This is a genomic window from Providencia sp. PROV080 (genome assembly GCF_033688105.1).
GTDB classification, from domain to species: domain Bacteria; phylum Pseudomonadota; class Gammaproteobacteria; order Enterobacterales; family Enterobacteriaceae; genus Providencia; species Providencia zhejiangensis.
This window is the reverse complement of record NZ_CP096346.1, coordinates 1,953,019-1,973,798: the sequence shown is the minus strand read 5'-3', so window position 1 is coordinate 1,973,798 and position 20,780 is coordinate 1,953,019. Positions and strand designations below refer to the sequence as shown.

16 protein-coding genes are annotated in these 20,780 nt (G+C 39.9%); 8 read left to right on the top strand and 8 right to left on the bottom strand.

From position 1 onward, the window contains the following. The first annotated feature begins 152 nt into the window (after nucleotides 1–152). Genes M1F03_RS08550 through M1F03_RS08540 form a run of 3 tightly spaced genes read left to right on the top strand, consistent with a single transcriptional unit; the run spans nucleotide 153 to nucleotide 3,989 of the window. Entirely contained in the window at nucleotides 153–2,582 is a 2,430-nt protein-coding gene (locus M1F03_RS08550) for a DMSO/selenate family reductase complex A subunit (protein ID WP_251464028.1), read from the top strand. 11 nt (nucleotides 2,583–2,593) lie between these two features. Then, nucleotides 2,594–3,211, top strand: coding sequence for a DMSO/selenate family reductase complex B subunit (locus M1F03_RS08545; RefSeq protein ID WP_154621931.1), 618 nt, complete (start codon nucleotides 2,594–2,596; stop codon nucleotides 3,209–3,211). 1 nt (nucleotide 3,212) lies between these two features. Next, a complete protein-coding gene (locus M1F03_RS08540) occupies nucleotides 3,213–3,989 on the top strand; it encodes a dimethyl sulfoxide reductase anchor subunit family protein (protein ID WP_154621932.1) in 777 nt (258 codons plus the stop codon). A gap of 253 nt (nucleotides 3,990–4,242) precedes the next feature. On the opposite strand, the gene M1F03_RS08535 is transcribed toward M1F03_RS08540, so the two are convergent. Beyond that, the gene (locus M1F03_RS08535) at nucleotides 4,243–4,785 is read right to left on the bottom strand and encodes a DUF924 family protein (RefSeq protein WP_251464026.1); all 543 of its coding nucleotides are present in this window, start codon (nucleotides 4,783–4,785) and stop codon (nucleotides 4,243–4,245) included. 1,280 nt (nucleotides 4,786–6,065) lie between these two features. Between M1F03_RS08535 and M1F03_RS08530 the strand changes: the two genes are divergently transcribed. Further along, the gene (locus M1F03_RS08530; RefSeq protein WP_154621934.1) at nucleotides 6,066–6,335 is read left to right on the top strand and encodes a hypothetical protein; all 270 of its coding nucleotides are present in this window, start codon (nucleotides 6,066–6,068) and stop codon (nucleotides 6,333–6,335) included. Between the two features lie 46 nt (nucleotides 6,336–6,381). Here the strand turns inward: M1F03_RS08530 and M1F03_RS08525 are convergent, their stop codons facing one another. Genes M1F03_RS08525 through M1F03_RS08505 form a run of 5 tightly spaced genes read right to left on the bottom strand, consistent with a single transcriptional unit; the run spans nucleotide 6,382 to nucleotide 12,573 of the window. Continuing rightward, entirely contained in the window at nucleotides 6,382–8,127 is a 1,746-nt protein-coding gene (locus M1F03_RS08525) for an acetyl/propionyl/methylcrotonyl-CoA carboxylase subunit alpha (RefSeq protein ID WP_251464023.1), read from the bottom strand. Then, nucleotides 8,114–9,727 (bottom strand): urea amidolyase family protein, encoded by a 1,614-nt coding sequence (locus tag M1F03_RS08520; protein WP_251464021.1) that lies wholly within the window; start codon nucleotides 9,725–9,727, stop codon nucleotides 8,114–8,116. Before M1F03_RS08520 ends, M1F03_RS08525 begins: the two co-directional genes overlap by 14 nt. Before the next feature lie 9 nt (nucleotides 9,728–9,736). After that, the gene (locus M1F03_RS08515) at nucleotides 9,737–10,543 is read right to left on the bottom strand and encodes a putative hydro-lyase (protein ID WP_251464020.1); all 807 of its coding nucleotides are present in this window, start codon (nucleotides 10,541–10,543) and stop codon (nucleotides 9,737–9,739) included. After that, nucleotides 10,540–11,313 carry a LamB/YcsF family protein gene (locus M1F03_RS08510; RefSeq protein WP_250000357.1) on the bottom strand — a complete coding sequence of 258 codons (774 nt, stop codon included), beginning with the start codon at nucleotides 11,311–11,313 and terminating at the stop codon, nucleotides 10,540–10,542. Before M1F03_RS08510 ends, M1F03_RS08515 begins: the two co-directional genes overlap by 4 nt. A 15-nt stretch (nucleotides 11,314–11,328) precedes the next feature. Next, on the bottom strand, nucleotides 11,329–12,573 hold the full coding sequence (locus M1F03_RS08505; RefSeq protein ID WP_154621939.1) for an NRAMP family divalent metal transporter: 1,245 nt from the start codon (nucleotides 12,571–12,573) through the stop codon (nucleotides 11,329–11,331). A gap of 391 nt (nucleotides 12,574–12,964) precedes the next feature. Here M1F03_RS08505 and M1F03_RS08500 point away from each other — a divergent pair, with 391 nt between their 5' ends. The 3 genes from M1F03_RS08500 to M1F03_RS08490 all read left to right on the top strand — a co-directional run bounded on the left by M1F03_RS08500 (nucleotide 12,965) and on the right by M1F03_RS08490 (nucleotide 16,818). Beyond that, a complete protein-coding gene (locus tag M1F03_RS08500) occupies nucleotides 12,965–13,627 on the top strand; it encodes a GntR family transcriptional regulator (RefSeq protein WP_196713482.1) in 663 nt (220 codons plus the stop codon). A 525-nt stretch (nucleotides 13,628–14,152) separates the two neighbouring features. Further along, a complete protein-coding gene (gltP, locus tag M1F03_RS08495) occupies nucleotides 14,153–15,460 on the top strand; it encodes a glutamate/aspartate:proton symporter GltP (protein ID WP_250000355.1) in 1,308 nt (435 codons plus the stop codon). A 404-nt stretch (nucleotides 15,461–15,864) separates the two neighbouring features. Continuing rightward, nucleotides 15,865–16,818 carry a glycoside hydrolase family 6 protein gene (locus tag M1F03_RS08490; RefSeq protein ID WP_154623201.1) on the top strand — a complete coding sequence of 318 codons (954 nt, stop codon included), beginning with the start codon at nucleotides 15,865–15,867 and terminating at the stop codon, nucleotides 16,816–16,818. Between the two features lie 112 nt (nucleotides 16,819–16,930). Here the strand turns inward: M1F03_RS08490 and catA are convergent, their stop codons facing one another. Then, nucleotides 16,931–17,572 (bottom strand): type A chloramphenicol O-acetyltransferase, encoded by a 642-nt coding sequence (gene catA / locus M1F03_RS08485; RefSeq protein WP_154623200.1) that lies wholly within the window; start codon nucleotides 17,570–17,572, stop codon nucleotides 16,931–16,933. Between the two features lie 1,692 nt (nucleotides 17,573–19,264). Here catA and M1F03_RS08480 point away from each other — a divergent pair. Continuing rightward, entirely contained in the window at nucleotides 19,265–19,552 is a 288-nt protein-coding gene (locus M1F03_RS08480) for a DUF2645 family protein (RefSeq protein WP_154635564.1), read from the top strand. A 289-nt stretch (nucleotides 19,553–19,841) separates the two neighbouring features. Here the strand turns inward: M1F03_RS08480 and M1F03_RS08475 are convergent, their stop codons facing one another. Next, on the bottom strand, nucleotides 19,842–20,765 hold the full coding sequence (locus tag M1F03_RS08475) for a tetratricopeptide repeat protein (RefSeq protein ID WP_251464018.1): 924 nt from the start codon (nucleotides 20,763–20,765) through the stop codon (nucleotides 19,842–19,844). Nucleotides 20,766–20,780: the final 15 nt, after the last annotated feature.

Here is a 20,780-nt window from a genome sequence, read left to right as displayed (position 1 = left end):
TTGCCGAAAAAACCCTTTTAATATTAATGTGATAAAACATGATAGCCTTTGATTTATCATGGATATTGTTGATGTAGGTCATGTTGCTTTGTTACAACTTTTTTTAACATACATAGGAAAGTGATATCGAACTTTACATATAGGCAATGTCAATGCATAAAACAAATAAAAATACTCATTTTGGAGAACTGAGCAGAAGGGAGTTTATTCAAACTTCCGCAACAGTGGCTACCGCAGCTGCTGTCGCAGGCTCAATCACCTTACCTTTTGCTGCTCAAGCAAAAACACCAGAAATCATGCCTGATGAAATCAACGAAAAAATCAGTTATAGCGCTTGCTTAGTTAACTGTGGTAGCCGTTGTCCACTCAAAGTCCATGTTAAGGATGGTGTTATCAGTCGTATTTCTAACGAAACCATGTACGACGACTCTACATTAGGGGAGCACCAAATTCGCCCATGCTTACGTGGCCGTTCAGTACGTTGGAAAACCTACAATCCTGATCGCCTGAAATACCCAATGGTGCGCGTTGGTAAACGCGGTGAAGGCAAATTCAAAAAAATCAGTTGGGATGAGGCAACAACCATCATTGCTGAAAAACTCAAATACACCATTGATAAATATGGCAGCGATGCAATTTATTACCAATACGGTACAGGTTCAACAGGGGCTAACTTGCATGGTCGTGCGGCATGTAAACGTCTTCTCAGCCTGACGGGTGGGTTCCTTGGTGACTACGGTACCTATTCCTATGCTCAGTTAATGGAAATCACACCATATGTTTATGGTAGTGTGGAAGAATCCCTGCTTTCTGAGATCCAAAACTCAGACCTCGTTGTGATGTTTGGTCATAACCTTGCTGAAACACGTATGTCTGGTGGCGGTCAGTTCTATGAAACATTGAACGCATTAGACAAGAGTAAAGCGAAAGTCATCATCATTGACCCTCGCCGTACTGATAGTGTGACCACACTTGGCGCAGAATGGATCCCTATCTATCCGGGTACCGATGCTGCACTAGTTGCAGCGCTAGGCTATGTCATGATCCAAGAAGGCTTAACCGATGAAGAATTTTTGAAAAATTACTGTGTCGGTTGGGATGAAAGCACACTGCCCGCTTCCGCACCACGTAATGGTTCTTACAAGGATTATATCCTTGGTAACGGTCCAGATGGCATCGCTAAGACTCCTGAATGGGCTAGTCAGCTAACCGGTATTTCGGTTTCACGCATTATCCAATTAGCTCGCGAAATTGGTAATTCAAAGCATGCGTGGATTTCACAAGGTTGGGGTTTACAACGTACTGAAAATGGCGAACAAGCCTGCCGCTCTATCATGATGCTTCCTATCATGTCAGGTAATATTGGTCGCCCAGGTACCAATACAGGCCTTTGGGGCAATAGTATTGCTTACCCTGTTGCTGGTTTCGCTTTACCAAACCCTGTTAAAGCGACATTACCTTCATTTATGTGGACTGAAGCTATTGTCCGCGGTAAAGAGTTAACTGCTGAAAATGGCGGTATCAAAGGGGCAGATAAGCTCAATAACGACATCAAATTTATGTGGTGCTACTCAAGTAACGTGATCGGTAACCAGCACGCTGACTTGAATAAAACCCACGATATTTTATCTGATGAATCAAAATGTGAATTTATCTTAGTTTGGGATAACCACCACACGCCATCGGCACAATATGCTGATTTGCTGCTGCCGGATGTTACCCCCGTTGAGACAAATGACCTTATCAATAACTCCTATGCAAGTGGCGCCTATCACTATTTAGTCCGTTTGCAAAATGCGATTAAACCTCTGTGGGAAAACCGCCCTAACTATGATGTATTAGCTGACATTGCAGAGAAAATGGGAGTAAAAGAACAATTCACTGAAGGTCGTACTTATGAAGAGTGGATTGAATATTGCTACAACAAAACCCGTGAAAAAATGCCTCATTTACCTGAGTTCAGTGAAACCGATGGTGGTGGCATTATCGACCGTCAATTTGCCGATACGTCAAAATACATTGCACTGAAGGATTTCCGTGATGATCCTGTCGCAAATCCATTAAAAACACCTTCTGGAAAAATTGAAATTTATTCAGAGCAATTAGCAGAACGTGTTAAAAATTGGGAACTTCCAGAAGGCCAGCGTATACCGGCAATTCCGGAATATTGCGTCAATAAAGAAGGCGTTGAACAGCAGCGTAGCCAACAAAAATTCCCATTATTAATGACGGGCTTCCATGATAAAGGGCATGTTCACTCAAGCTATTTTAATGTTGAGATGTTACGTGAAGCTATTCCACACCAATTCTGGCTCAACCCTATTGATGCCCAAGAACGTGGATTAAGCAATGGTGATGTCGCTGAAATATTCAATGACCGTGGTCGCATTCAGATTAAAGTTAAAGTGACTGAGCGCGTATTACCGGGTGTTATCGCTGTTCCACAAGGTGCATGGCGTACCTTAGATACAGCGGGATTAGATACGGGAGGCTGTATCAACACCCTAACCTCACAAGTTCCTTCACCACTGGCAAAAGGAACACCACAACATACTAACCTTGTTGAAGTGAAACGCGCTTAAGGAGTTAATTGATGAAACAGTATGGCTTTTATTTTGACTCCACAAAATGTACTGGCTGTAAAACGTGTCAGGTCAGTTGTAAGGACGAAAAAGATCTCGATTTAGGCCCTAAATTCCGTCGTGTATACGAATTTGGTGGTGGTAGTTGGCAGAAACAAGATGGTATTTGGCAGCAAAATGTTTATAGCTACTATTTATCCATCTCTTGTAACCACTGTTCGAACCCAACCTGCGTGGAAGGTTGTCCAACAGGAGCGATGCACAAACGTGCAGAAGATGGCCTCGTTGTTGTCGATCAATCCGTCTGTGTTGGCTGTCGTTATTGCGAATTGCGTTGCCCGTATGGCGCGCCTCAATATGACGAGAAGAAAAAGCTGATGAGCAAATGTGATGGTTGCTACGAGCGTGTCGCTAAAGGTATGAAACCTGTTTGTGTTGAGTCATGCCCACAACGAGCGCTGGATTTTGATGATATCAATGTCCTTCGTGAGCTTCATGGCACGGAATGCGGTATTGCACCAATGCCAGACCCAAGCCTGACTAATCCAAATATCGTCATTAAGCCACACAAAGATGCCAAACCATCTGGCGATAAAAGTGGCGAACTCAAAAACCCAGCGGAGGTGTAAAATGCATGAATTACCATTAGTCTTTTTCACCGTCCTAGGGCAATCGGCGGCAGGTCTATTTTTATTTGCGTATTTGAGCAAAAAAATGGGATCTATTGATGAAAAACAATTGAAAAATGCCAATATTCTCGCATTTGTGGTGATGATTATTGGATTAGCTATTGGTGGCTTACACGTTGGCCAACCGCTACGCTTTTTCAATATGCTACTCGGTGTTGGTCGTTCGCCAATGAGTAATGAGGCGTTCTTAAGTGGCGTTTTTGTCACTTTTGCCGCGGCAACACTGTTTTTCACATTATTTTATAAAAAACCGCTGTTACGCGAACTCGCGAACATTGCTGCGGTGATCTCTGGCCTCGCTTTTGTTTGGTCAATTCCGCAAGTTTATAATATTGCGTCCATTGCAAACTGGAATACTAGCTACACCACATTACAAATGTGGATGACCATGTTAGTCGGTGGCGGAGCCTTGGCGATTGCTATCGGTGCTCGTGGTTTAGGTATTGCGGCTTTCTTAGTCGGTGCTGTCGTTATCTTCGCAAGCCGTGCTGGTTATCAGGCCTTTTTATCCGAAACAGGCCCTGCACTTAGCGCAGAACAGACTGGTTTTTGGGGATTCCAAGTTGTTGTACTGGTGATCGCATTAGCTGGTTTTGTCGGCATGGCATTAAAACAACGTGCCCCAAAAGCGACTCTCGCGACCTGTGCGGGTGCCGTTTTACTTGCAGAACTTGCTGGGCGTATCGCTTTTTATAACCTGTGGCAAATTACGATGTAATTCATCATTACACCTGTTTTCCCACTAAAGAGAAAGCCTGCAAAATTGCAGGCTTTCTCTTGTCGTTGCCCATTATACAAAATAACACTGACAATTTTATTCTGTGAGCTTTGTAACACTGAGTATGAATTACAGATTATCAACGTCAAATCACCGCCAAGTCATTTCACTCACCCAAACACAGAATTGAAGCTAAGCGAACGCTATTAATACTGCGGTTAGAGAGCCTCAAGCACAGCACTACAATTGATGATTAAAAAGATGAATTAGGTTGCTGTAAAAATGCAATTTCTTCTTTTGTTGATACCCGCCCTAATATCTCATTACGATACGGATAACGCCCAAAACGATCAATAATGGCTTTATGCTGCATTTCATAATTCAATGTATTGTCGTCGCCTAATCCTCGAAATAACTCCACCGCTTGTTGATGAATAAAACTGGATTCCGAATGCATAAACGGCATGAGAATGAATTTTCGTTGAGATAAAGGCAATAAATTATAGTCTGGCTGTTTGATCGCTTCTTGAGCTAACACTAAAGCCATTTGGTCTTGTGCAAACGCTTTTGCCGTATCACGCCAAATATTTCTTGAAAACTGGTCTAGAACGATAATTTCAGCGAGTCGACCACGGATAGAAATTCGCCAGTAAGCAAGTTCGCCTTTTGCCGCACGTTCTAAGGTTCCGGCAAAACGTTGGGTAATGACCGCATCAAATTTTGCACTTTTTTCAAACCACTGTTTTGGTGTCGATTCTTCGAACCAAAATGTCAAAACGTTCTCCATGGTATTCATAATCGTTAGATACCCAATTTCTGTAGTGATAAGTTATTTTTTATCGTAAATAAAACCCATTATCATTGTTATGAGCTAGCTCTTAAAACAACAATCATAAGACAAATATTTTACGTTTTTGCGAAGCGGTTCCAAAATTAGCGACCAATCGTGGTTATAAATCAATCAGCCTGATAGGGTTCTCCTATCGCTATTCAATAAAAATAATTAAAATCTATCAATCCACATAGCCTAAGTAAATTAACCTAAAAGATACCGATGCCTTCATTAAAAAATGAACAGTTAAATGATTTAGTGAATACATCGCTATTTTTCACGACAAATCACACCAAACCAATATTATATTCGTATAGGCTATAAACTCAGTTATCCATATTTACATGCGCCAGGTGTTCTCGTTTGATAAATTTATTATTATCATAGTGTTGCAATTAATCAACTAGCTAAAATGAGTCATAGTACTTTATCAATTCATCAGTATTTTTTAAGAAACCTTTATTTAAAACAAAACAGACAAGTCTATATTTTAATATCCAACCCATTGCCTTTATCGGTTTTCATTCTAATTTAGAGCGTCTATTGTGGACTTTACATTTCCCCATAAAAGATTTGACATTATTGATATATCATAAATAAAAATGGTTAATAATAGTGGTGGATACTCAACACAGTCTAAATAAGACATTACCGAACGCAATTTGTGACTATCCCATGATATTTCTTACTTTCGATATCAAACATGCTGAACAACAATAACGAATATAAGCAAAAAACATCTTATAGAATAATGCTACTCCGCTTCATCCATCCCCTTCCATTTAGCCTATTACCTATTTATTTTCTTACACCAAGTCCAAAAATGTCTTTGGGGGTGACATTAACTGAATCATAATTAGAATGCTTATTGTTTAGATAGTGATAATAACATCTATTTTGTATTGCTAATTTTGAAAAAATATTTTTTTACGACATAATGACGCATTATTAACGCCTTTTAATTCATAATATTAACAATGATAGGCCTCTAATAGAGATTATTACTTGTTACAATCTTAACTTATTGATTTGCTATTTAATGCCAATTTACAATGATTATTCACGACATTACATACATTTGCTGAATCCAATGATAACATTTGTGTTCAATCTATTAATTAATGCTCGCTTTTTACACTTATCGTCGCTAACAGATGCCGTCAAGTGAGTTAATTTGTCATCGTTAGTGCAGCCACTCGCTGTGGCCCAGTGTTACTTTCATACTTGTTGGAGGAGCAGTTCGAATGGCAGGACATATGGTACTCATTGGATGGGCCTTATGGGTAAGCCCTTGCGGCACAGATGCATGTGATGCGCTACCTGTTACTGAGACCATTTTTACGCAACAAGAATGTATCAGCCGTAAATCTTACCTCGAATCCAAACGCCCAAACCTGTACTTTATGTGTGGTGAAGTCTATCGAGATAGCGACGAAATTAAAAAAGAGGACCAACACAGTGTGCCTGCGCCTAATCCTCCATTACGTTCATTACCAACGCGTATTTCTCGATAACATTGGCAAACGTGGGAGCCCGTTGTAACTTGCTCCCACCAAACAGCTAGGCAATTTCAGCGATGGCACAATCTGCGTTAATATAATCACCTTTTTTAGCAATATATTTCAATTTACCTGCACGGTGTGCCATTACCTGAACCTCCATCTTCATGGCTTCCATCACACCAATCACCTCCCCTTGAGCCACCTCATCACCTTCAGCAACTAACCAGTTAAATAACACACCTGAAATTGGCGCATTCAGCAAATGATCCTGCTTGTCATTGGCTTGTGTTGTCGTAGAGGCTTGCTCAGTAGATTGTAACGATAACCCTGCTAATAATTGTGCGGGCAATCCTAATTGGCAACGTTTACCATCAATTTCAATAAAAGTATGAGTTAACGGCTGCTCATTTTGAGGGAGCTGACGTTTTGCTGGCGGAATTTGTACCCTAAACTCGGTTTCAATCCAACGTGTATGCACGTTAAATTGCTCACAAAAGTCCATTTGTTCTATCACTGCACGATGAAAAGGCAATACCGATGCTACACCTTCAATAGTAAATTCGGCTAAAGCACGGCGAGCACGCTGAATGGCCTGTTCTCGTGTGCGGCCAAACACAATCAATTTCGCCATTAGTGAATCAAATGTGCTTGGTATAGTTGACCCTGCCATAACACCACTGTCTAAACGAACACCTGGGCCAGATGGTGGATCAAAACGCTGGATCACGCCCGGTGTAGGTAGAAAACCATTTCCCGCATCTTCAGCATTGATACGAAACTCAAAAGCATGACCTCTGGGCTTAGGTGTTTCATTGATGCTTAATGGTAACCCTTGGGCAATACGTAATTGTTCAATGACTAGGTCTATACCTGTCGTTTCTTCCGTCACAGGGTGTTCTACTTGTAAACGTGTATTCACTTCAAGGAAAGATAATTTACCATCTTGGCTAAGTAAAAACTCGACTGTAGCAGCGCCGATATAATTTGCTTTCGCACAAATATCGACAGATGCTTGAATGATTTGTTGCTGTAATGCTTGCGAAAGAAAAGGCGCTGGCGATTCTTCCACCAACTTTTGATTACGACGCTGTAAAGAACAATCACGAGTCCCGACGACAACAACATTGCCATGCTGATCAGCAATCACTTGTGCTTCAATATGGCGAGGATTATGCAGAAATTGTTCAAGGAAACATTCGCCGCGTCCAAATGCTGCTGTCGCTTCCCTCACTGCCGAGTGGTAGAGCTCTTCCACTTCCTCCATCTGCCATGCCACTTTTAAACCTCGTCCTCCGCCACCAAATGCAGCTTTTATAGCAATGGGGAGACCATTCGCGTGAGCAAACGCCACGACTTCCTTCGCCTCTTTCACTGGCTCTTTTGTTCCTGCGACCAATGGCGCGCCCACTTGCATGGCCAGTTGGCGAGCTTTTACCTTATCACCTAATATTTCAATAGTTTCTGGATTAGGTCCAATCCAGATAAGGCCATTCTCTTGCACGGCACGTGCAAATTCTACACGTTCTGAAAGAAATCCATAACCAGGGTGAACCATCGTAGCCCCTGATTTTTTCGCGATCCTAATCAGTTTGTGCATATCCAGATAGCTGTCAGTGGGGGTATTACCCGCTAAACCATAGGCCTCATCCGCCATTTGGACATGTAATGCCGCAATATCTGCATCTGCATAAACGGCCACAGACGTAAACCCCATATCACGACAAGCACGAATAATTCTTACCGCTATTTCACCGCGATTCGCGATCAACACTTTATGTTGAATATTATGATTAATTGTAGGCATAAGTGTCCCGACTCCCTTCAAATTCGTTGAATACCTTTATTGGATTAAATTGTATTTTTGCGTTAACAGGGATTTGACCCGCTAGGTCTAAATGATATTCACACACTGCCCCGATAACCGGATAGCCCCCCGTTAATGGGTGATCATTCAAAAATAGGACCGGTTGACCATTCGCGGGAATTTGAATTGCACCAACACAAGTCCCTTCACTCGGTAATTCTTGATGTTTAGCGCGCTCGATCCCCTTATCCCCAGCTAATCGCAAACCGATACGATTCGATGCCGCAGTCACTTGCCATAATTGCGATGTTAATAATCGTACCGCTTGCTGTGTAAACCAGTCAGTTCGAGGACCTAAAACAATATCTAATACAACAATTTCATGAGCGCTTGGATAATTTAAAACGGGCAGTTCATTGAGTGAAATGACAGTTTGCTGCTTAAGGCTTTTCACGGCTAAGCACTGCCCCGCCTTGAGTGGCGCTGGGCCAACTTGAGCTAAGGTGTCGAAAGAACAACTTCCTAAAATAGGTGTCATCTCAATGCCACCGCGTATAGCCAAATAACTACGAACCCCTTTAGTCGCCGTCCCCAAATGGATAATGTCGCCCTTGGCAAGTTGAATTGGCTGATATTGCTGCGCAAAATAGTGGATCCCTTCCGCTGTGGTGATTTCAACATCACAACTGGCTCCGGTGACCCCGACTAATAAAGGTCTGTTTGCCTGCGCTTTAAAGCCACCCTGAGTGATTTCTAATGCAGCTTCATGAATATCATTCCCAACAAGGCGGTTAGCGCTACGTAATGCCCCTTTATCCATCGCTCCCGACTCGGAGATCCCCAAAGCCGACAACCCCATTCGTCCATAGTCCTGTACTAATGTTTGTAAGCCTGTTGCTAGCACCGTCAAGTCATCACTCAGGACCATTTTTTCATGACTTTTATGGTGATGAGTCGGCTGAGGTAAACTGTAAGTCGTCTCTGCTCTGGCGGCATCAACAAAATTGACTCGATAACCCGGTTTTAACAGCGCGGGTTCCTCTCGATACAAATCCCAAACAGCCGTTTCCGTGACACCGATGAGCTGCCATCCCCCAGGGCTAGCCTGCGGGTAAACACTACTAAACTCTCCCGCTAATGCCACTGAGCCGGCTGGAATACGGATCCTCGGCGATGGCCTTCTAGGTACATTCAACTGTGCATTTTTCGCCACCATATAAGCAAATCCGGGAGCAAAACCACAAAATGCCACTTGGTATTCATTCTCCGTATGTCTCCTTATGACATCTTCAATCGATGTACCAAGATGCTCAGCCACATCAGCAAGATCTTCCCCATTGTAATGAACGGGGATCGTCACGAGCGGCCCCGATTTCAGCTCCGTTGCTGAAAAGTCTAAACGGCCAATTTGGTCAATTAACTTATCAATATTGGTGAGCATTGAATTAAAACGAACAAGCACTGTTCTTGCCGCTGGTGTTATCTCTTCAATTGCCAGTTTGTGTGCCCTATTGCGCAGTAAATGAGTCAATGCCATCGTCTCTTCAAGACTGTGTAACTCGATCATAAAAGCGCTTAAATTGACCGGTAAGAATCGCATTACCCCCTCCTATACATGGTAGGCAGCATCAGGTATATCAGTAATAAACATATGTCCCGGTGCATGGCTAAGCGCAAAGGGGACTCCCGATTTCATCACCGCAGCTTGCGGCGTCACACCACAAGCCCAAAATACGGGGACCTCACCATTTTCAATACGGACTGGGTCGCCAAAATCAGGTGCCATCATATTTTTGATGCCTAATTGTTCAGGCGCCCCGATATGAACAGGAGTGCCATGAACCGATGGAAAACGCCCTGTAATACTGACGGCATCAGCTACCCGCTCCGCCAAGATAGGTCTCATTGAGACAACAAGCTCACCTTGTAAACGCCCTGCTGGGCGGCATAAGCGATTGGTTTTATACATGGGTACATTGGTGTTATCCGTAATATGGCGGACATCAATCCCCGCTTCCATTAATGACGTTTCAAAGGTAAAGCTACAACCAATTAAAAAGGTTACTAAGTCCGGATGTTCCTGATAAATATGGGTCGCGTCCGTTACTTCATCAACTAAATTGCCGTTTTGCCATACACGATAACGTGGGATATCCGTTCGTAAATCAGCGCCTTCAGCTAAAATTGTTTGCCAACTTCCCGCTTCGCACACGTCTAAAACTGGACAGCTTTTGGGGTTACGCTGGGCATACAATAAAAAATCAAATGCCCAATCACGAGGTAATGCGATCATATTAGCTTGTGTCAAACCTGCCGCTAAACCTGCTGTTGGCTTGTCAAAACCTTGGCGGATCGCCTCCCTTGCTTCTCTCGCCGCGGCGATTGCTTTTTCTGAGGCTTTAAATAACCTAGTCATTGCCCTCTCCCCGCAAAAGCAGTAATTTCAACGCCATTTTGTTGCAACAGTTCTCGAACCTTTTGCGCCATAGCCAGTGCACCGGGGCTATCGCCATGTACACAGATCGAACCTGCATCAATCGGTGTAAAGGTTCCCTCAATCGACATCACGCCACCTTCATTGACAAATTGCAGCATACGCTGTGCTACTTGCTCAGGATCATGTAGAACTGAACCGACTTCTTTACGCGAAACTAAGGTACCATTCGCGTGATACGCTCTATCTGCAAATGCCTCTGCAACGACAGTAAGCCCACTTTCTTTCGCCCATTCAATCAACGGTGAGCCAGCAAGTGCAACCAAGACCAATTGAGGGTCAATAGCGCAGATCGCTTCAATAACTGCCATTCCTTGACGTTTATCATGGGCGATGGTGTTGTACAGTGCACCATGAGGTTTGACATAATCAACGTGACAACCCGCAGCTACCGCTAACCCTTTCAGCGCCCCGATTTGATAAATCACATCTGCAATCAGTTCATTCGATGAGATATCCATATTCCGACGGCCGAAACCAACTAAATCTGGATATCCGACATGAGCACCAACTACAACATGGTTGGCTTTAGCCTCAATTAACGTGTTAAAGATCCCTTCAGGAGAGCCAGCATGAAATCCGCAGGCAACATTGGCGCTGCTAACCACTTTCAGCATGGCGTGATCATTACCCATTTGCCATTGGCCAAAACTTTCCCCGAGATCACTGTTTAAATCGATAATTTTTTTCATTGTTCTATTTGACCTCTACTTCAAATAATTAAAGATAGCTTCAACCGACATGGCGCCCATATACCATGTCAGGGCACAAATAATAACGCCAGACCATAGCAACCAACGCGGATAATGATATCCGGACATCAAATCAGCACGCTTCCACCCGATATAAACAAAGATAGTTAAACCAATCGGTAAAATTAATCCATTGAAGCCACCAGCAAATACCAATAAGGCTGCTGGTGCCGTTCCCATCATTAAATAAACAGCTAATGAAATTGCAATGAATATGATTGTGGCAATGTTACGCTGCCTTTCTGTAATGGATTTTTTAAATGCGGTAATAAAGCTCATTGAGGTATAAGCAGCGCCTATTACACTCGTCAAAGCCGCTGCCCATAAAATCAATCCAAAAATACGCAATCCAAAATTACCCGCAGCAGCTTGAAACGCTTGGGATGCAGGATTTGCAGCCTTACCTGAAATATCAATGGTCACACCGCTTGCTACCACGCCAAGAATAGCGAGGAATAAGATGTAACGCATGAGGCCAACAACTAGGATCCCCTTAGTCGCAGCACTTGAAACAACATGAATATTTTCAACACCCACCGCACCTTTATCTAATAAGCGATGTGCACCTGCATAGCAGATATACCCCCCTACTGTACCGCCCACAATCGTTGTGATCATTGCAAAATCAACAGTATCTGGCAGGACACTTTGGCGTAATGCTTCCCCAACTGGTGGATTAGAGGCAAAGGCCACAAATAGTGTCAGCCCTATCATGACTAACCCCAACACAATTATTACACGGTCAATGAATGTACTCGCCTTACGAGAAGAGAAAATATAAATCGCTAATAATGCACTGATTAATCCTCCCCATTTAGGATCTAATCCGACGAGGGCATTTAACCCTAACCCAGCGCCCGCAATATTTCCGATGTTAAAGATGAGCCCTCCGAATATGACTAATACAGCTAACACATAGCCACTGCCAGGAATGGTCGCGTTGGCTATCTCAGAGGAGTGCATTTTCGTTAATGTCACTACTCGCCAAATATTTTGTTGGACAACAAAGTCAATAATAATTGACGCGAGGATCCCGAAAGCAAATGCAGCCCCTAATGTAACGGTAAAGGTTGCAGTTTGAGTGATAAAACCGGGACCAATTGCGGATGTTGCCATTAAGAAAATCGCACCAATTAATGAAGTGCGCCTATTTTTTACAAATTCAGCACTGCTGGTGGTTGTGTTTTCTTGAGCTGCCATATGCATACCCCTTTCGAATTGTTTTTGTCGTTATTGATGTTGTGATAGTGATAAAGGCAAAAAACGTACCATTGTTCTACTAATGAAATTAATTGTTAATCTATCTTTAATGCATTGTTGAACAATTAATAGTGAATGGCGAATAAGTAAGCAATAAAAATCGTGGTTGGTAGGTTAAAAATCAAATGGTGATCACTTTTTTAACAAAACGTGCAAATAATTAACATAAGTTGAATGCGTTCCAAGAGGTAGATGCACCAATCAAGTGCAAAATAATGGGTTACCATGTCATAGTGCACCAAAAGGAACCTTGAAGCCCTTTAGGGAATATGTGAAGATATTCTTTTATGGCACGCTTTATTGGCTATTCATCCATAACAAACCGACTTATATGACTAAACAACCTGTTGCGCAGACCTTATCCGTCACTATCGCCGAAACGATCCGCCACAAAATTACGGTTGGAGAACTCACGCCAGGCCAACGCTTATCAGAAGCGGCTCTCAGTGAAGAATTAGCGATTTCTCGAAACACATTACGTGAGGTATTTCGGGTTTTAACGCAAGAAGGATTACTGACTTATGCACCAAATAAGGGAGTATTTGTTTCTATCCCTGACATGGCGGCAATCATCGATATTTACCAAGTTCGCCGATTGATTGAATGTGATTCATTAAGGCAAGCATATGCAATGCATCCAGCTGTACAAAAAATGAAACAAGCCGTCAGTGAAGCTCACGAACAAGAGAAAATTGAAAATTGGGTTGGCGTTGGAACTGCAAATATGAAATTCCATACCGCTATCGTTGAATTATCTGATAGTGAAAGACTGATTAAACTTTATCGTAATATCGCCGCTGAGTTAAGACTGGCTTTTGGTCATCTCAATGACCCTAAAATTTTATATGCGCCTTATATTGATAAGAATCAGTCCATCTTAGAATTATTGGATGCAGGTCATAATCTTGAAGCCGCTGAAAAATTACACCAGTATTTAGATTTATCGGAGCGTACCCTACTTGCAGCCTACAAGCGTCGTCAATCCGGTTATTAATTTTTGCTCTATTAATTTTTGTTCTATTAATCCATCCCTATTAGCGAGGCTTTTCAGAGCATAAAGAGCTAATGACTCTATTTTATGAAATATCCCCTTCATGTCATCACGATACTGATATCCCACCAATTTATTTAGAATATTAATTCTAAAAATAGTTTCTATTTATAGATTAATGGCGCCTTCATTTATTTAATATCTCCATTCTATTAATGTCTTTTTTTAGAATACTTTTCATCCATCTAATAACATTTAAGTTACATACTGAAAACAATAAAAAAACATTATCTATTTAAAGTTCGTATTACCGATTCTCCATACAATCCTTTTCTTTATGAGTAACTGAAAGATACTGTTACAAATATATACAAATCAAAGAGAAAAAATGATTGCTAACATCAATCACTCAACTAAATGATTCAATATTTACGAATCAATAGTTGTAGTTTTAACGAATATTAGTTATAAGAATTGCGTTCGTAAAAACATAAACATAAAAAATATTAATATATTTGAGATTTCATTATGACTTCAAACCACATTTCCACGAAGAAAACATTTAAGTTTGGCCTAGGATGGCAAATATTAATTGCACTGATTTTAGGGGTTATTGTCGGCGCCTTTTTGCATGAAAGCGTAGAATATAAAGATTGGTTAATTGTGAATGTTTTATCCCCAGCGGGAAAAATATTTATTCAGTTAATTAAAATGATCGTCGTGCCAATTGTTATTTCAACGCTTATTGTGGGTATCGCTGGTGTTGGTAATACTAAACAACTCGGCTCATTAGGATTTAAAACGATTCTCTATTTTGAAGTGATTACAACGATTGCGATAGTTGTCGGGATCAGTTTTGCCAATATCTTTCAACCCGGTGTTGGCATTGATATGTCACAACTCACGCAAGTTGATATCTCACAATATGAGAAAACCACGCAAGAAGTAGAAAGTCACCCTTCCGGTATCATTAATACCATTTTAACCATGGTACCAAGTAATATATTTGCTTCTATGGCGAGTGGTGAAATGTTACCCGTGATCTTCTTTGCCGTATTATTCGGATTAGGGCTCTCTTCATTACCTAAAGAGAAAAAGCAACCCTTACTGGATGTGCTACAAACGTTCTCAGAAACGATGTTCCGCGTCACTAACATGATTATGCTGTACGCTCCTATCGGGGTATTTGCTCTTATTTCAGTCACCGTTGCCAACTTTGGTTTTGCCTCACTCGTTCCATTATTAAAATTAGTGATCCTCGTACATTGTGCTATCTTATTTTTTGCAATCGTTGTGTTAGGACTCGTTGCTCGCTATTGTAAAATTAATATTTTTACTTTAATGAAAATCTTAAAAGACGAGTTATTATTAGCCTATTCAACAGCAAGTTCTGAAACCGTATTGCCACGTATTATGGATAAAATGGAAAAATACGGGGCGCCTAAATCTGTTACCAGCTTTGTTATTCCTATTGGTTATTCATTTAATCTTGATGGTTCAACACTTTATCAGAGTATTGCGGCTATCTTTATTGCTCAGTTATATGGCATTGAATTATCTATCGGCCAAGAGTTAATTCTTGTATTTACGTTAATGATTACATCAAAAGGAATTGCTGGTGTACCGGGTGTATCTTTCGTTGTCCTACTCGCCACTTTAGGCAGTGTAGGTATCCCATTAGAAGGATTAGCCTTTATTGCGGGCGTTGACCGTATTCTTGATATGGCACGAACCGCCTTGAATGTTATCGGTAATGCCCTTGCTGCATTGGTTATTGCTAAATGGGAACATAACTATGATGAAGTCAAAGCTCAAGAATATGAAAAAACATTCTAACTATTGAGCGTATATGCGAAAACACCAAGCTAACACTTGGTGTTTTTTTAGTTATATCCAATCTATCTTTAATAACTGAATTAAGACATCATGATTATTGATAATTTCTATTAATATAAACAATGAGAACTCAGTTCAAGAATCACCACACCAAAATAACTAAGTATATTTACTTTATCACTCCGTCATGTTAAAAATTCATCTTATAAAAATAATAATATTGATACTGTCTATTATTCCTTTTCGTTACAGACCATATCAAATCATGTTGTTAATCTAAATTATTCAATCCGGTTTAGCAGGGTAAAACTAAATGATTAAGCAGCTAATGCATTAATAAATATGTTTAATATTTATATCAACTGATTACGTTATTACATCTTATTAAAACCGGAGTTGATACTATGAATAAAATCATTTTTCCATTTTTAATTTCAGCTTGTTATATAGGTAAGCTCATGGCAGCAGACTATTTTATTGACCCCAAATCTTCAGCTGCATTATGGGTAGAAAAAAATAAGCATGACCCAAGAGCCGTACTCATCAATACAAAAATTGCCTCTGTTCCTACCGCAATTTGGCTATCCAAAATTCAAGAAAATGAAACAGAATTAACTCAGCAAATTTCAGGCTATATCACGCAGGCCAATAAACAAAAAACTCAATTGATGCTTGTTCTATACGGGTTACCTAACCGAGATTGCTCTGGACAAGCGTCAGCGGATAACAGTGCCAACACTCAAAAGTATCAAACATGGATTAATACACTCGCTAAAACAATTTCAGATACTAAGGTGACGATCATTCTTGAGCCTGATGGCTTAGCCGATATGAGCTGTTTAACGCCATCACAACGTAAAGAAAGGATTGAATTACTCAATTATGCTGTCACCCGCTTTAAAACACTAAGTCCGAATGTTTATCTATATATAGATGCTGGTCATATGCGATGGCAGCCAGCAAAAGAAATGGCAACACAGTTGGTCAACGCGGGTATAAAAGACGCTTATGGTTTCTCATTAAATGTTTCTAATTATCACCCTACCGAGCCAACTATCAAATATGGCGAAGAGATAAATCAATTTATCGCCGCACTTTCTAATGCTCGCCCGAATATCATTATTGATACTTCTCGTAATGGTAATGGAGCCTCATCACTACCTAACCAATGGTGCAATCCAATGGGTCGTAAAATTGGTGAAGGCCCGAAAGATATCTCTGCTACTGTTAAAACCGCATGGATTAAACCACCTGGAGAATCAGATGGGGATTTTTCACCTAAAGCAGATTGCCATGGTGGCCCTAAAGCGGGTGTATTCAGTCCTGATTTAGCCGTGCGATTAGTTAATGGGGATTAATCTACAATCAGAAGCACCGTGATGATGCGTCAGTTTCTCTAGAAATATAGAATGTGCCGATAATCATCGTTATCAGCACTTTCTTTTATACTAATGAATAACGACAGCGATACTAATATTCAACGTTATCACACAGTGTTTGTATTTGATTCACCATTCTCGCCATATGAAAACCATCAATAGTTGCATGGTGTACTTGCACTGAAAGAGGCAGTAGCACCTTTTCACCTGAATAATGATATTTTCCCATCGTAAAAATAGGTGGAAAATAATCAGTGAAATTAGCCACATTTAAATTGAACCCTTCAAAGCTCACCCATGGGATCATCGAAATGCAAAAATGATTTTCTGGGTAGTCTGGTTTAGCCATCAAATCGAGACAATCTTTATATAATAATTGGTCTTGCTGGTAATGAGATAAAAATATCGACCAGTCATCATTATATTCAGTCCATAACTGTGAAAATGTTTCTGTCTGCTGATGAAAAATCGTATAAGCAGGGTTGACCTGATCCCACAGTACAAGCTCCCCCTCTTTTATGGCCATACGTGATTCAGGGTAATGGTTGACCGCTTTAGAGATAAGGTAAATCATAACAGGATAAAGTTTATAACCTTGCTTAACAATTGCCGATTTTAGCGTACTAATATCTAGCTGAGTCGTTAAACTAAACCCACATGGCATCGCCTGACGGTAAAATGAGAAATGTTGTTTTCTATTCCACTCATCAATATTCACTTTAGTATAATTCATTTATCACCCTTCTCGTTGATTAATAATGGTTTTTAACGAAGAAGGGCGACTCTCTCTGCTTTACTAAGCAACATATTTTCTGCTCCATATCATGACATAATGCATACATTTATTGCTGTCAGATCCGATTAACTCGGAACCACTCAAATAAGGTGTTTATTATAATAAAGCTAGTCTCTAAAAAATGCATCATTTTTGCCCTATAGAAAAAATTTATAACATTTACCCCCGATAAAAAGCACAATCAACGATGTCTACTATTTCAATCCAATAACATTTACATTATCTTTTTAATCAAAGAGATAAAAAATAAACACCAGAATTTAATGACTGTTTTATAACAATGATGCCCCTTTCTATCATCATTTCCTCTATAAAAATTTGACTTAATACTGTAAAATTATTCGAAATAGAGAAATGATGGAAATAAGGAATAAATATGGACTCTCTTATAGAAGCTATTGTGGGAATTTTTAGTTTTCTTTTCGAGTTACTATACTCTCTTTTTAATCTTTTCGGCTTTAGAATAACCGCACTAATTATTAGCTTTGTTGGTGTTTATGCCCATGACTTCCAATTGAGCTGGATATTCGGGTATATCGCTTTAGCTATTATCCTATATAGCCCATTAATCTATCAGCGAATGATAAAAAAATAACCCGCTTATCACTAAACGCTTTATCCAGAGATCATAAACTGACGTATTAACCATACGTCAGTTTAAAACTGTCATGTATTATCTATATTAAAGCCAAAAATATTGTCACCTGCTGGTGATTGTATTCATAAATAAATGAAAATATCCCAAAGCGGCATGCTACCCGCTGCTAATCTGCACTAAAAACGCCCAAAACAGCACAGTCGTTGTTTTTGATTGCGCCAATATACTCATAAATAATGTTAACTATCACTAATACCGGCAAACCGCCGTTCTATTCTCTTTAACCTAATATCGCCTACAGAGCATTAAGATACTTCAGGGGGCATTTTTGTTTGAGCCGTTTACTCCTGAAAATGTGTATCTTTAGTGATATTTAACCCAACCATCTATTTTCGATGCTCAATAACCTTTATTGGATAAATGTTTCTATTTGTTACAATAGGTATTAAGATTAAGTCATTATAAATATGGAAATAATGTAGATATGTTTTTTAAACTTGGAAATTTTTTTATCTTTTTAGTTTGTACTTCCATTCTTATGCATGATGACGTTTCGGGTGTAATTGATGTTCTCATTAGATATTTAAGGAATGAAGTCATCTAAACCTACAGCGAGGAAATGGCCTGTTTATTGACAATTACGCATTTACCATTCTGACCCTACACTGCTAATTGGTCACGCTTCGTTTCGAGATGAGAACTGTGATTTGCAAAGGCTTCATACTGCCAACGGTAATCTGCCACCCATTGAGTATGAACAAAATTCCTTAAGAAAAGTGTCCTGATTCAGTTGTGCAGAACAATTTTCCTGATTACCCTAAATGGGATTTACTAGACGCAGTATGGTGGAAAACATTTGGTGGTGCTGATTATTTAACCAAATATAAAGAGAGGAACGGCTAGAAAACTAGATGATTTTATTCAATCTTATTACTCAAACAAAGGAGAACCTATTAGAGAGTGGACATCTTATGGTAGGAGGATTTTAGAAAATAGAGATAGAATTAGAAAGCTTCTAGGAATTCCTTGATATGAAAATAATACTAAAAATAGGCGCGTTTCTGTATTTAATCTTTTTATTACTATTAATTAATATCCTTTCAACATCTGACTATGAATGGATGGTTGGTGATGGGGATGTAGATAATCTTTGTCAACTTCCCCTTGGAGGTAGGTATATAATTGAGCCTATTTTAATATTAATACCATGTATCTTATTGTTCTTTTTTGAAAGAAATAAAAAATTAAGGTGGTCCTATGTACTAATTGTCATTATATATATTATATGGTCATTTTTTCTTCGGTTTACTTTTTGCTAAGAAATATTCTACCAGTTCCTCCAAGACTCATGATGTTAAACAGGCAATGCTGTTAATCGAATCCAAGTTACCGCCCCTCCCCCCCCCGAAACAGCCACACCTATACCAACCCAAAAATCTTGGCAATTCTGGAAAAATAGCCGGTTGGCGTTATTTTTACCGTGAAACCGAAACCGCCATTTTGATAACAAATGAGCAACACAAAATGGTCTTTTTTACGGTAGGAAGATGGGAATTTTGAGTGCCTAAGCATTGGGTAGCTTAAGCACCTTTATGTTAAATCCATACATTAGTTATTTTTTTTATGAATTTTTTTATCTAAGTAGTCAATCCGTAATTGAATATCGGTGTAACCTAGTTGATAAGCTCTTTTGTATAATTCGACAGCTTTCTCATAACTTTGAGGAACACCTAGCCCTTCCTCATACATCAATCCCAAGTTAATTAAACCACCAAGACTATCTTTATTGGAAGCATCTTGATAGAGTTTTACTGCTTTATTGATATCACGTTGAACACCAAAACCATGTTGATAAAGCAACCCCATTGAATTCATTGCCGCAGGATCCCCTTTGATGATGGCTTTTTCATAGCATTTTATTGCATCATCATAATTTTCTAAATCACCGTACAAATAACCTAATCGAGTAATCGCAAAATCATTACCGAATTTTATCGATTCTTTATACCATTTTTCAGCTAAATCAGTGTTTATCTCTCCCCCACGACCATTACGGTATAGGTCACCCAGACTCATCATTGCACTACTTGATTTATGTTTTTTAATTGCAATTTCATACATCTCTTTCGCTTTGGTATAATTATTATCCAACTCGTATAATATGCCTAAATTATAGTCAGCCGAAGATGATCCAAGCTCTGCCGCTTTTTGATAAAGCAAAATAGCCTCATTTTTTTTTCCTTGGTCTTCTTTTAGCATCGCTAAACGATTCATCCCGTTTGCATCGTTCTTATCCGACAGTCTCTGATAAATTTCTTCTGCCTTTTCGATATTTTTTTCGACACCAGTGCCCGTTTCATAAAAACGCCCGACAATTAATAACGCCTCATCATCCCCTTGGTTTGCTAAAGCCTCACACGCCGGAAAATTATTTTCCTCAGGAATACATTTGATCGTTGGTTCAGAATAAGACCATACGGGATTGCATAAGAGTAGGAGTACAGTGACCATTGTAATTTTATTGTTTATCATAACCAAAATTCACCT